Raw genomic sequence first — 11,629 nt, 5'->3', positions numbered from 1 at the left:
TCTCAGACCTCGACGCCGCGGTCGCGCAGCCACTCCACCGGGTCGACCGGCTCGCCGTCCAGCCCCCCCGAGTGCACCTCGAAGTGCAGGTGCGGGCCGGTGGACTGGCCGCGGCTGCCCAGCAGGGCGATGGTCTGCCCGGCCTCGACCGCGTCGCCGGCGGAGACCTCGATCTCCTCCATGTGCCCGTAGATGGTCACGTCGCCGCTCACGCCCAGGATGTAGACGGCCTGGCCGTAGCCGCTGGCGGCACCGGCGCGGATGACCACGCCGTCCTCGGCCGCGTACTCCGGGGTCAGCATCGGGGCGGCCAGGTCGATGCCGTAGTGCATCTGGCCCCAGCGCATGCAGAAGCAGGTGGTCATCCGGGCGCCGTCGACGGGCAGCACCGCCTTCGGGCGGGCGGCCTCGGCGGCGGCCGCGGCCTCGGCGTCGCGCTGGGCGCGGGAGGCGGCGACCTCGGCCAGCCGCTGCTGCGCCTGCGCCTCGGTGATCGCCATCTGCGGCATGGTGTCGGCCTCGAACGCCGAGTTCTCCGACGCGGCGAGCGCCTCGGCGACCGCGACGTCCTCGGTGGCCCCGGCGGGCGCGGTGCCCGGCAGACCCAGCACCCCGGCCAGGACGCCGCCCAGGGCCAACGCGACCAGCAGGGCGGCCGGACGGCGCCCCCGACCGCTGCGTCCCCGGCCCACCGCGTCCCGACCCGCCATCCTGCGTCCCCCTCGTCACCGCCACATCCGTCGCCCGCAACGTAACGAGCCGTGACCCGTCTGTGACCCCCTGTACGGCGCGTCGCCCTCGACACGCCGCCAGGAAAATGACATCGGTGTAATTCGGGCTCAGGTGGGCGGAGGCGCAGGTGCCGGTGCGGGCACCGCGAGGGGCACCCCCGTGGTCTCCCGGGCGGCCGTGCGGCGGGCCAGCACGGCGACGCCGGCCACCAGCCCGACGACGCCGACCACCTGCCCGGTGGTGGCGAGGAACCCGGGTGCGAGCCGTTCGCCGTACACCGGCGCGGCCAGCCCGACGGCGACCAGCGGCTCGAGGATGGCCATCACCGGCAGGCACTCGATGAGCTGGCCGGACTGGTAGGCCCACTGCGCGAAGGTGATCGACGCCGCGCCCGAGGCGAGCAGCAGGTAGGTGGTCCAGCTGGTCAGCAGGTCGCCCGGCGGGTGGGCGACGACGTCCTTGAGCAGCAGGCCGGTGATGCCGAAGCCGAACCCCGCCCCCAGGCCCAGCGCCAGCGCCTTGTGCGGCGCCCCGGGTCGCAGCGCCCACAGCGCCGCCACCAGCATCGTCGCGGCCGCGGCGCCCACGCAGACCAGCAGCGGGCCGGGCCGGGCGAAGGCCCCGCCGTGGTCGGGCCGGGCCGAGACGACGAACAGGCCGAGGGTCACCGCCACCACGCCGGCGGCGATCCACTGGCCCTTCTCCGGCAGCAGCCGGTCGGGGTGCCGGCGGTCGACCAGCGCACCCAGGGCCAGGGAGATGACCAGCCCACCGGAGAGCAGGGGCTGCACCACCACGACCGGGCCGAACTTCAGCGCCGCGGCGTGCAGGCAGAACCCGCTCAGCGCCGCGGCCTGGCCGCCGATCCAGGCCTTGTTGCGCACCAGCTTGCCGACCAGCCGCAGCACCGCGCCCTGCGGCAGGTCCTGCCCGGCGACGGTGGCCGCGCGGTGCTGCACCACGGTGGACACCGCGAACGCGCACGCCGAGAGCAGGGCGAGCAGCACCGAGAGCGCCAGGTTCGGCGATCCCCCGCGGTGCGGCCCGGCTGCGGCCAGGACCTCCACGACGTCGCGCACGGCTGCGAGCCTGCCACGACCGCGCGCCCGGCGTCGGCCGGGGCGCGCGCTCAGGCCGGCAGCGGCTCGGTCTCGACCCGGCGGGCCCGGCGGGCGGCCAGCGCGCCGCCGACGACCAGGCCCAGCCCGCCGGCCAGCAGCACCGCCACCGCGGCCCGGGCGAGCAGCGCCGGCCCGGTGGCCAGCACGTTCGCCGTCCAGAGCACGTCGACGTCGGGCAGGCCCTGCACGAGCAGCAGCCAGCCGGCCACCACGGCCAGCACCCCGGTCAGCCCGGCCCGCCCGCGGCGCGCGGCGCGGATGCCGAGCACGGCCACCGCGGTGACCAGCAGCGCGGGCAGCAGGGCCGACAGCAGCGCCCCGGTGTGCGAGCTCTGGGTCACCGCCGGCACCGGGGTGGCCAGCGCGTGCCACAGCGAGGCGCCCGCACCCAGGCCCAGCGCACCGGCCAGCGGTGCCGGCCCGCGCACGCCGGCCGCCACCACCGCGACGAGCAGGGCGGCGTAGAGCGGCCAGACCAGCCAGCCCGGCGGCGGGGGCGACCAGGTCAGCTCGCCGGTGACGGCGACGTCGGTGCCGCCGTAGGCCATCGGGACGGTCCAGGCGAGGACCTCGTGGTCGCGGGTGGGGTCGGCGGCCACCGTCGGGGGCAGCTGGCCCTCGCTCATCCAGTGCGTGCGGTGGTCGTGCCAGGTGTAGGACGGCTGGGTGCTGACCTGCACCCAGTCGGGGGCGGCCAGCGGGTCGGCGTCGGCCGGCAGCGGGGTGCGCCCGTACCGGTCGAGGTTGATCGTGGTCGCCGGGCTGAGCCGGTTGCGCCAGACGCCGTCGGGCCCGATGCGCAGGTAGGGCTCCCCGGAGTACCCGGGGACGGCGAGCTCGGTGCCGGTCGGGTTGACCACCTCGAGCTCGTCGCCGAACTGCAGCACCCGCACGGTGACCCCGGGCAGCGCCGGGGTCACCGCGAGGACGCGGCCGTCGAAGTCGCTGCCGGCCCGGCCGTCGCCGACGTGCGCCGACGCCGGCCCGGCCAGCGCCAGGACCCCCACCACCCCGACCAGGACGGCGAGCACCCGGGCGCGCAGCACGCTCACTCCGCGGCGACGAGGGCCAGGTCGTGGGCGATGTCGCGGGAGGTGTTGCCGGCGTCGAAGGCCACGCTGGCCTCGCCGTCGGTCCCGTAGAGCAGCAGCAGGGAGGAGTGCTGCTGGCCCATGTCCTCGGCCAGCGGGACCCCGGCGGCCAGCTGCGCGGCGTCGATCTGCGACTGGTCACCGGTGAGCCCGACGATGGCCGGGGCGACGCCGGTGCCGAAGCGCGCCAGGTACTCCCCCAGCACCTCCGGGCTGTCCCGGGTCGGGTCGGTGGTCACGAAGACGACGTGCGTCCTCTCCGCCACCGCCGGGTCGACGGTCTGCAGCGCGACGGCGACGTCGGCCATCGTCGTGGGGCAGATGTCGGGGCAGTTCGTGTAGCCGAAGAACAGCAGGGTGGGCCCGTCGGCGGTCTGCGCCTGGAAGTCGTAGGCCGCACCCGACTGGTCGGTGAGGGTGAACTCCGGCTTCTGGTACGGGCTCTGCAGGTACAGGCCGTCGTAGGGGTTGCTCGGGCCCGACACCGTGGCCGGGGCCTCGCCGGCGGCGTGGTCGTGGCCCGCGTCGGCCTCGGCGGTGCCGCCGCAGCCGGCCAGCAGGAGACCCGCGGCCAGCAGCGCCGGCGCCACTGCCCGTCGGGCCCGTCGTCGGGTGGTCACTGCCCCACGGTACGTCGGCGTGCCGACAGGCCCAGGACGAGCCCGGCGACCCCGGCGAGCAGCCCGAGCCCGCCCAGGACCAGCGCGGTCACGGCCAGCCCGTCGCCGTCGTCGCCGGCCGGGGTCGCCGAGGAGGCGGTGTCGGTGTCGGTGTCGGTGTCCCCCGAGCCGTGGGCGTCGGCGGCCGCCTCGCCCGTCCCGCCGGTCAGGCTCAGCACCGGGGCCGGGCTCTGCGGCTCGTCCTGGCCCTCGACGGTCGGCTCGATCCAGGCCGCCTCGGTGCCGTCGCTGTAGGTCTGCACGACGGGCAGGGTCAGGCTGTCGGCGTCCGGGAAGGGCCCGCCGAGCAGCCGGAACTCCTGGAACTGCCCCGGCGCGATGCCGCCGCCGTCGGCGGCGCTGAACTGCACGACGCTGACCGCCTCGGTGACGGTGTCGCCGTCGGCCTCGACCGGCGGGTCGAGCTGGGTGGTGGTCTGGGTGATCGTCCAGCCCGGCACCGGCTCGGCCTGCACGAAGGTGAGCGGGCTGTCGGTGGGCAGCTGGATGCGCAGCGACACCGTGCTGGCGGTGTCGCTCTCGTTGGGCACCCGGAAGGTCATCACGCCGTAGCCGCCGGGGACGGCGTCGTCGGAGGACACCCGGACGTGCGCCGAGGCGATGCCGGTGCCGGCCACCAGGGTGGCGGCGGTCGCCACGGCCAGGACGGCGGCGCGGCGGAGGGTGCGGGACATGCTTCTCCTTCGGTGGGGGTCGCCCGCGTCAGCGGACGGGGAACGTGGTCTGCGCGGTGAGCGCGGTGAACTCGTCGAGCCGGACGGCGACGGTGACCGTCCAGGTGCCGGCGGTGGGGATGGCGGCGTCGCCGGTGGAGTGGCCGGGTCCGGCGGGCTGCAGGTCGACCTCCAGCGGGCCGATCTGCTGCTCCGGCTCGGTGAGCGTGACGCTCAGCGACCGGGGCTGGGCGAGCTGCCCCTGCGCGTCGAAGAGGTAGACGTGCAGCGCGTTGCTGCCCGGCCGGGCCGGGTCCAGGGACAGCTGCACGCTGCCGTCGGTGCCGGTCGCCGACTGCAGCGGCAGCGTGACGTCGACCGGCTGGGCCAGCGCGGCCTTCGCCGGCGGGGTGCCCACCAGCACCGCGGACAGGGCCAGGACGACGGCGGCGACCGCCACCTCGAGGAGCACCGACCGCCGGAAGGGCGCGACGTCGGCCACCGCGGTCTGCGTGCGCTGCGCCGCGGCGGCCTCCTCCTCGGCGCTGTACGCGTGCGCGACGACCCGGCGCCCGCCCGGGCGCGGGGCGCCCAGGCGCTGCTGCACCCACACCCGGCTGACCCCGGCGGCGGCCAGCAGCGCGAGGACCAGGCCGAGCTTGGCGACCAGCAGCCAGCCGTACGTGGTGGACACCAGCGCGGCGGGTGAGCCGACCTCGCGGACGGACTGCACCACCCCGCTGACCACCAGCGCGGCCACCGACCCCGCGGCCAGCCGGCTGTACCGGGGCAGTGCGGAGCCCAGCTCGCCGGCCGGCACCCCGGGCCGCAGCACGACGGCCAGCAGCAGCACCAGCCCGCCCAGCCAGACGGTCATCGCGGCCACGTGCACGGTGGTCACGACGACCGCCAGCCCGGGGAGCGCACCGGCGACCGGGTGGCCGACCGCGGCGGTGCTCACCACCAGGCCCAGCCCGAGCAGACCGGCGACGGCCAGCCACGGCCGACCGGGTGGACCGGCCGCCGGCCGCAGGACGACCAGCGCGGCGAGGGCGGCGACGAGGACGACCCGCACGAGCAGGGTGGTCCCGTAGGCCGAGCCCAGCGTGGTGCCCAGCAGCTGCGGGTCGACCGCGCCGGACAGCCCGGTCGCCGCGGCGTAGGGCCCCTGCAGCAGGAACGACAGCAACGCCCCCGCCCCGACCGCGCCGAGCCCGGCGACGGTGAGCGACCGCGCCCGCCGGGAGGCCCAGCCGGCCGGCCAGCACAACGCCAGCACGACCGTGATGCCCAGCCCGAGGGCCAGGCCGCCGAAGCCGAGCCAGCGGGCGACGGGCAGCAGGGTCGCCACGACCGGGTCGACGTCGGTGCCGGCCTCGACGTCGGTGGCCGGCACCAGCTCGCCGTCCCCGACGACGAAGGCGTAGGCGCCCGAGACCGGGTGGGAGTCGGCGGACACGACCCGCCAGGTGACGACGTAGCTGGCGTCGGGCAGCCCGTCGCGCAGCGGGATGGTCAGCACGTCGTCGGTGACCGAGGCGGCGCCGGTGTCCACCCGCTCGCCGTCGGCACCGAGCACCCGGGCGTAGCCGGCGCCCAGCGACACCGACTCGTCGAACTCCAGGGTCACCTCGCCGGGGGCGGCGTCCACCCGGGCGCCGTCGGCCGGCGAGGAGGTCACCAGGGTGGCGTGCGCGCTGGCCGGGCCCGCGGTGCCCAGCAGCACCGCGACCCCGCCCAGCAGGACCAGGACCAGCCGCCTCACGCGAGCACCCGCACCCCGGCGGCGGCGCCGGCGGTCCGCCGCCGGCGCCCGCGCCAGGCCAGCGCGGCGGTGAGCAGCAGCCCGACGAGCAGCAGCAGGTGCCCGACCGCCCGGTCGGCGTGCACGTGGCCGGACTCCAGGTCGGCGACGGTGGTCACGGTGAGCACCACGGTGAAGGTGACCAGGAAGGGCAGCGCACCGGGGGCCAGCCGGGGGGCGGCGGCGCAGGCGAGGAAGGCGACCGCCAGGCCGAGGTTCCACGCGCCGGTCTCGTGCGCCATGTGCACAGGGGCGCTCATCGCTCCGGCGCCGTCCAGCAGCGACGGGGTGGCCAGGCCGATCTGCGCCACGCCCACGGCCAGCAGGGCCAGCCGCAGCGCGGTGGTGACCAGCCGCGACCGGGCGGCCGCCGCGGCGCCGGGCAGCCGGTCGGGCAGCGCGGCGAGCACCGCGGCGGTCAGGTCGGGGACGGCGGGCGCGGGGGCCAGCCGGGCGCGGCGGGTGAGCGTGCCGGCGGTGGCCACCCACCGGGAGCACGAGGTGCAGGCATCGAGGTGCGCGTCGAGGGCCGCGGCGGGGACCGGGGAGCCCTCGCCGTCCATCCGGGCCGACGCCGCCTCGCGGAAACGCTCGCAGTGCATGGACTGGTGGTCGCCGGGGAAGGGCCCCCAGTTCCCGGGGGTCGGCATGGCCGCGGTCACAGGTCAGACTGGGGTGCGTGAGCGAACCCGTCGACGAGCTGGCCCGGGTCGCCCGGGACGCCGCCGACGGGGACCCGCTGGCCGCCGCGGCGCTGGTGCGCGCCACCCAGGCCGACGTCTGGCGGCTGTGCGCGCACCTGGGCGACCGGCAGTCCGCCGACGACCTCACCCAGGAGACCTACCTGCGGGCGTTCGGCTCGCTGCACCGGTTCGCCGGCCGGTCGACCGTGCGCACCTGGCTGCTGTCGATCGCCCGCCGCACCTGCGCCGACGCCATCCGCTCGCGGCGGCGGCGCCGGCTGGTGCTGGTCGGCGACGACGAGCTGCTGGAGCGCACCGACGGCGCCGACCGCACCGGCGAGGGCGCCGCCGTCGACGACCTGCTGGCCCGGCTGCACCCCGACCGGCGCGAGGCGTTCGTGCTGACCCAGCTGATGGGGCTGCCCTACGCGGAGGCGGCCGAGGTCGCCGGGGTGCCGGTGGGCACCATCCGCTCCCGGGTCGCCCGGGCCCGCGGCGACCTCGTCGACGCCCTGGCCGACGAGCAGGCCGACGAGCAGGCCGACGACGGACGGGCCGGCGGCGCGCGGGCTAGGTGACGCGCAGGTGAACGGTTGGTGTACGCAAGGGGGCTCTAGGCTCCTGGCGTGCCCTTCAGCCTGACGCCCAAGGACTCGAGCTTCTACGACATGTTCACCGCCTCGGCGGTCAACCTCGTCGAGGCGACCGGGGTCCTCGGCGACTTCGTGCACGACCACCTCCGCCGCGCGGAGCTCGCCCGCACGCTGCGCGACCTCGAGCACAAGGGCGACAACGCCACGCACGCGGTCTTCCGCCAGCTGAACTCCAGCTTCGTCACCCCGTTCGACCGGGAGGACATCTACAACCTGGCCAGCGACCTGGACGACGTCATGGACGCCATCGAGGCCGCCGCCGACCTCGTCGTCCTCACCGGGCTGGGCACGCTGCCCCCCGAGATGGGCCAGCAGGTCGCCCTGCTGCAGCGCTGCGCCCAGGTCACCGCCGACGCGATGCCCCGGCTGAAGGCGATGAAGGGCCTGTCGGACTACTGGATCGAGGTCAACAGCCTGGAGAACGAGGCGGACAAGCTCTACCGCCGGCTGCTCTCCCGGCTGTACTCCGGGGAGTTCGACGCGCTGGAGATCCTCAAGCTCAAGGAGGTGGCCGACCAGCTCGAGGAGGCCGCCGACGCCTTCGAGCACGTGGCCAACGTCGTCGAGACCATCGCGGTCAAGGAGTCCTGACCCCGCCGTGGACGGGCTCTTCCTGGCGATGGTCGTCATCGTCGTCGTCGCGCTGGCCTTCGACTACACCAACGGCTTCCACGACGCCGCCAACTCGATCGCCGTCGCCGTCTCCACCAAGGCGCTGACCCCCCGGGTCGCGCTGGCGCTGGCCGCGGTGATGAACCTGGTCGGTGCGCTGATCTCCACCGAGGTCGCCAAGACCGTGGGCGCGGGGATCATCGACACGCCCAGCGGCGCCGGCGGGCTGCAGATCGTGTTCGCCGCGCTCATGGGCGCGATCACCTGGAACCTCATCACCTGGTACTTCGGGCTGCCCAGCTCCTCGTCCCACGCGCTCATCGGCGGGCTGGTCGGGGCCGCGCTGGCCGCCGTCCACTCGGTGCAGTGGATGGGGATCGTGGAGAAGGTCGTCGTCCCGATGGTGCTGTCGCCGCTGGTCGGTTTCGGGCTGGGCTACCTGTTCATGCTGGCCATCCTGTGGTCCTTCCGGGGCGCCAACGTGACCCGGGCCAACCGCGGTTTCCGGTACGCCCAGATCGTCAGCTCCGCGACGATGGCGCTGGGCCACGGCCTGCAGGACGCGCAGAAGACGATGGGCATCATCACCCTCGCGCTGGTCACCTCCGGGCAGATCGACACCTTCGAGGTGCCGCTGTGGGTGATCCTGGCGGCGGCGCTGGCGATCAGCGCCGGCACCTACGCCGGCGGCTTCCGGATCATGCGCACCCTCGGCCGGCGGATCATCCAGCTCACCCCGGCGGGCGGGTTCTCCGCGCAGACCGTCGCCTCGGCGGTCATGGTCACCACGGCGACGGTGTTCGCCGTCCCGGTGTCCACCACGCACATCACGACCACCTCGATCATGGGCGTGGGCGCCACCCGCCGGCTGTCGGCGGTGCGCTGGGGCGTGGCCGGGAACATCGTGGTCGCCTGGGTGCTCACCCTGCCCGCCGCCGGGGCGGTCGCGGCGGGTGTCTACTACGTGGTGCACGCGGTCGTCGGCTGACAGGAGAGACGTGCCCGAGCTCCGGTTGGGCACGGCACCGGCCCGGTGGACGCTGCTGGCCACCGTGCTGGCCTCGGCGATGGCGTTCCTGGACGCCACCGCGGTCAACGTCGCGCTGCCCACCATCGGCCGCGACCTCGGCTCGTCGTTGTCGGGCCTGCAGTGGACGGTCACCGGCTACACGCTGGCCCTGGCCGCGCTGATCCTGCTGGGCGGCGCGCTCGGCGACCGGTACGGCCGTCGGCGGGTCTTCCTGGTCGGCGTGGTGTGGTTCGCCGCCGCCTCGCTGCTGTGCGGCCTGGCGCCCTCGACGGGGCTGTTGGTCGCCGCCCGGGTGCTGCAGGGCATCGGCGGGGCCCTGCTGGTGCCGGGGTCGCTGTCGATCATCCAGTCCTCGTTCGCGCACGCCGACCGCGGCCGCGCCATCGGGCTGTGGTCCGGGCTCGGCGGCATCGCCGGGCTCGGCGGGCCGTTCCTGGCCGGGTTCCTCGTCGACGCGGTGAGCTGGCGGTGGGTGTTCCTGCTCAACGTGCCGCTGGCGGTCGCCGTCGTCCTGGTCTCGCTGCGGCACGTGCCCGAGAGCCGCGACGAGGGCCACCACGGCCGGTTCGACGTCGCCGGCTCGGCCCTGGCCGCCCTCGCGCTGGGCGGCACCACCTACGCCCTCATCGACGCCGGCAGCGGACCCGGCACCTGGGTCGCGCTGGCGGTCGGCCTGGCCGCGGCCGCGGGCTTCGTGGTCCGGGAGCGGACGGCGGCGGACCCGATGCTGCCGCTGGGCGTGTTCGCCGACCGCCGGTTCAGCGGCGCCAACCTGACCACGCTGGCCGTCTACGGCGCGATGGGTGGGATGTCGTTCTTCCTGGTGCTGCAGCTGCAGACCGTGCTGGGCTACGACGCGCTGTCCGCCGGGGCGGCCGTCGTCCCCTCGATCCTGATCATCTCGCTGCTGTCCTCCCGGGCCGGGGCGCTGGCCGCCCGCACGGGCCCGCGGCTGCCGATGACGGTCGGCCCGTTCGTCGCCGCGACCGGGGTGGCCTACCTGTCCTTCGTGGACGCCGGGTCGCGGTGGGTGACCGCGGTGCTGCCCGGGTCGGTGCTGTTCGGCCTCGGGATGGCGCTGACCGTGGCGCCGCTGACGGCCACCGTGCTCGACGCCGCCCCGGACCGGCTGGCCGGGGTGGCCAGCGGGGTGAACAACGCCGTCGCGCGGGCCGCCCAGCTGCTCGCCGTGGCCGCGCTGCCCCTGGCGGTGGGGCTCTCCGGCGACGACCACCCCCGGCCGGAGACGTTCACCGACGGCTACGCGCTGGCCCTGCGGTTGTGCGCCGTCCTGCTGGTCACCGGGGGGCTCGTGTCCCTGGTCTCCCTGCGCCCGTCCCACCTGGTGGGAAGCACTGCCCCTTAGTCCATCGCCTTGGTGGACAATGGGCCCGTGCCGACGTCCTGCCTGCTCCCGGGTGACTACCTGGTGGGCCGCATCCACGTCGACCTCGCACGCGTCACCGCCGCGGCCTGCTGCGCCCGCTGACCTCCGCCAGGGCCTCGCCGCCCTGACCTCGGCGCGGCCGGGGACCCTCCACCCCTCCCCCACCCTGGAGACCGCTCGTGCGCACCCTCGTCCTGTTCGCCCTGGTGGGCCTCGGCGCCCAGCTCGTCGACGGCAGCCTCGGCATGGCCTACGGCGTCACCTCCACGACCCTGCTGCTCGTCGTCGGCGCCAGCCCGGCCGCCGCGTCGGCCACCGTGCACCTGGCCGAGATCGGCACCACGCTGGCCTCGGGCCTGTCGCACTGGAGGTTCGGCAACGTCGACTGGAAGGTCGTGGCGAAGATCGGCCTGCCCGGCGCGGTCGGTGCCTTCGCCGGTGCGACCTTCCTGTCCGCCCTGGACACCTCGGTCGCCGCCCCCCTGATGAGCGCCATCCTGCTCGTGCTGGGCCTCTACGTGCTGCTGCGCTTCACCTTCCGCGGGCTGAACAGGCAGAACCTCGGCCGGCCGATGCGCAAGCGCTTCCTCGGGCCGCTTGGGCTGGTGGCCGGCTTCGTCGACGCCACGGGCGGTGGTGGCTGGGGCCCGGTGGGCACGCCCGCCATCCTGGCCAGCGGCCGGATGGAGCCCCGCAAGGTGATCGGCTCGATCGACACCTCCGAGTTCCTCATCGCGGTGTCGGCGTCCCTGGGCTTCCTGTTGTCGCTGGGCACCCAGGGCATCGACGCGGTCTGGGTCGCCGGCCTGCTCATCGGTGGCCTGGTCGCCGCCCCGATCGCGGCGTGGCTCGTCCGGCACGTGCCGCCGCGGCTGCTCGGCTCGGCGGTCGGCGGGATCATCGTGTTCACCAACACCCGGTCGCTGTTCAGCGCCTCCGACGTCCCCGACGCGGTGCGCTGGCCGGTCTACGCCGTGGTCGTCGCCGGCTGGGTCGCCGCGGTGGCCTGGTCGTGGAAGCAGTACCGCGCCGACACCGCCGCCGAGTCCGTCGAGGCCGCGCAGCGCCTGGAGGCCGAGCGCCGCGAGGAGCTCGTCCGCGAGGCCTCGCGCCACCACGAGGACGGCGTGCGCGCCGGCCGCCCCCGGGACCCCCGCGACTGACGCCGCTGCCCGCAGCGGAC

General features: G+C 75.7%; 13 protein-coding genes. 6 read left to right on the top strand and 7 right to left on the bottom strand.

Going from position 1 to position 11,629, the window contains the following annotated elements:
* Positions 1–2: 2 nt before the first annotated feature.
* The 7 genes from BLT39_RS19290 to BLT39_RS23405 all read right to left on the bottom strand — a co-directional run bounded on the left by BLT39_RS19290 (position 3) and on the right by BLT39_RS23405 (position 6,731).
* Positions 3–710, bottom strand: coding sequence for a M23 family metallopeptidase (locus BLT39_RS19290; protein WP_091067843.1), 708 nt, complete (start codon positions 708–710; stop codon positions 3–5).
* Between the two features lie 129 nt (positions 711–839).
* On the bottom strand, positions 840–1,811 hold the full coding sequence (locus BLT39_RS19285) for a DMT family transporter (RefSeq protein ID WP_091067841.1): 972 nt from the start codon (positions 1,809–1,811) through the stop codon (positions 840–842).
* 50 nt (positions 1,812–1,861) lie between these two features.
* On the bottom strand, positions 1,862–2,899 hold the full coding sequence (locus tag BLT39_RS19280; protein WP_242658554.1) for a hypothetical protein: 1,038 nt from the start codon (positions 2,897–2,899) through the stop codon (positions 1,862–1,864).
* 2 nt (positions 2,900–2,901) lie between these two features.
* Complete coding sequence (locus BLT39_RS19275) at positions 2,902–3,564, bottom strand: SCO family protein (RefSeq protein ID WP_091067836.1); 663 nt, start codon at positions 3,562–3,564, stop codon at positions 2,902–2,904.
* Positions 3,561–4,298, bottom strand: coding sequence for a YcnI family copper-binding membrane protein (locus tag BLT39_RS19270; protein WP_091067832.1), 738 nt, complete (start codon positions 4,296–4,298; stop codon positions 3,561–3,563). Before BLT39_RS19270 ends, BLT39_RS19275 begins: the two co-directional genes overlap by 4 nt.
* Positions 4,299–4,326: 28 nt before the next feature.
* Complete coding sequence (locus BLT39_RS19265) at positions 4,327–6,042, bottom strand: copper resistance CopC/CopD family protein (RefSeq protein ID WP_091067829.1); 1,716 nt, start codon at positions 6,040–6,042, stop codon at positions 4,327–4,329.
* The gene (locus BLT39_RS23405; protein ID WP_278247016.1) at positions 6,039–6,731 is read right to left on the bottom strand and encodes a zf-HC2 domain-containing protein; all 693 of its coding nucleotides are present in this window, start codon (positions 6,729–6,731) and stop codon (positions 6,039–6,041) included. The genes BLT39_RS19265 and BLT39_RS23405 overlap by 4 nt, the downstream gene beginning before the upstream one ends.
* 29 nt (positions 6,732–6,760) lie before the next feature.
* On the opposite strand from BLT39_RS23405, the gene BLT39_RS19255 reads away from it, so the two are divergent.
* The 6 genes from BLT39_RS19255 (at position 6,761) to BLT39_RS19235 (ending at position 11,609) form a co-directional block, all read left to right on the top strand.
* Entirely contained in the window at positions 6,761–7,342 is a 582-nt protein-coding gene (locus BLT39_RS19255; RefSeq protein ID WP_091067825.1) for a sigma-70 family RNA polymerase sigma factor, read from the top strand.
* A 48-nt stretch (positions 7,343–7,390) separates the two neighbouring features.
* Entirely contained in the window at positions 7,391–8,008 is a 618-nt protein-coding gene (locus BLT39_RS19250) for a DUF47 domain-containing protein (protein WP_091067822.1), read from the top strand.
* Positions 8,009–8,015: 7 nt separating this feature from the next.
* A complete protein-coding gene (locus BLT39_RS19245; protein ID WP_278247015.1) occupies positions 8,016–9,017 on the top strand; it encodes an inorganic phosphate transporter in 1,002 nt (333 codons plus the stop codon).
* A 10-nt stretch (positions 9,018–9,027) separates the two neighbouring features.
* Positions 9,028–10,425 carry an MFS transporter gene (locus BLT39_RS19240; protein ID WP_091067818.1) on the top strand — a complete coding sequence of 466 codons (1,398 nt, stop codon included), beginning with the start codon at positions 9,028–9,030 and terminating at the stop codon, positions 10,423–10,425.
* 27 nt (positions 10,426–10,452) lie between these two features.
* Entirely contained in the window at positions 10,453–10,548 is a 96-nt protein-coding gene (locus BLT39_RS23475) for a putative leader peptide (RefSeq protein ID WP_341349874.1), read from the top strand.
* A 77-nt stretch (positions 10,549–10,625) separates the two neighbouring features.
* The gene (locus BLT39_RS19235) at positions 10,626–11,609 is read left to right on the top strand and encodes a sulfite exporter TauE/SafE family protein (RefSeq protein WP_091067815.1); all 984 of its coding nucleotides are present in this window, start codon (positions 10,626–10,628) and stop codon (positions 11,607–11,609) included.
* Positions 11,610–11,629: the final 20 nt, after the last annotated feature.

The organism is Klenkia brasiliensis (assembly GCF_900100695.1).
Classification (GTDB): domain Bacteria; phylum Actinomycetota; class Actinomycetes; order Mycobacteriales; family Geodermatophilaceae; genus Klenkia; species Klenkia brasiliensis.
The sequence above is the reverse complement of the archived record's forward strand: the minus strand, read 5'-3'. Positions and strand labels throughout refer to the sequence as shown.